At 44.1% G+C, this 410-nt stretch carries 1 protein-coding gene and 1 pseudogene; both read right to left on the bottom strand.

What is annotated here, in order from left to right:
* Positions 1-277 (bottom strand): Gfo/Idh/MocA family protein (locus AB4486_RS24165; protein ID WP_372119168.1); only part of this gene is annotated, 277 nt, incomplete at its 3' end.
* Positions 278-280: 3 nt separating this feature from the next.
* A pseudogene (locus AB4486_RS24170) lies at positions 281-410 on the bottom strand (antibiotic biosynthesis monooxygenase); the annotation flags it as partial.

The raw sequence follows: 410 nt of genomic DNA on the forward strand, positions 1-410 counted from the left end.
TTTCACACAAGATCGCTTTGCCTTTTTGAGCCGCTTTAATCACATACTCATGATGAACATGGTTTGGCAGAGCAATGTAGATGATGTCGACTGACTCATCTTCGATCAAAGCTTCATAGCTGTTGAAGGTTAATGTTGGTTGGTATTGGGCAGCAAACTCGTTTAGTGTTTTTTCAGTACGACCAGCAACGGCATACAGCTCGCTTTGAGCATCGCTTTTGATCGCATCCGCCATTACGCCTGAGATAAAGCTGGTTCCTAGGATTCCCCATTTCATGTCTTAGATCTCCTGCTCTTGTGCTTTGATAGGTCCACGTTGCGTTTCGAATGCTTGCACTAATTCCGTAATGTCACACTCAATAAACGCTTGGGTATGAGACATCAAAAAGTGCTGATTGATCGCTTCACGG

The organism is Vibrio sp. 10N.222.55.C6 (assembly GCF_041473395.1).
GTDB lineage: Bacteria > Pseudomonadota > Gammaproteobacteria > Enterobacterales > Vibrionaceae > Vibrio > Vibrio crassostreae_C.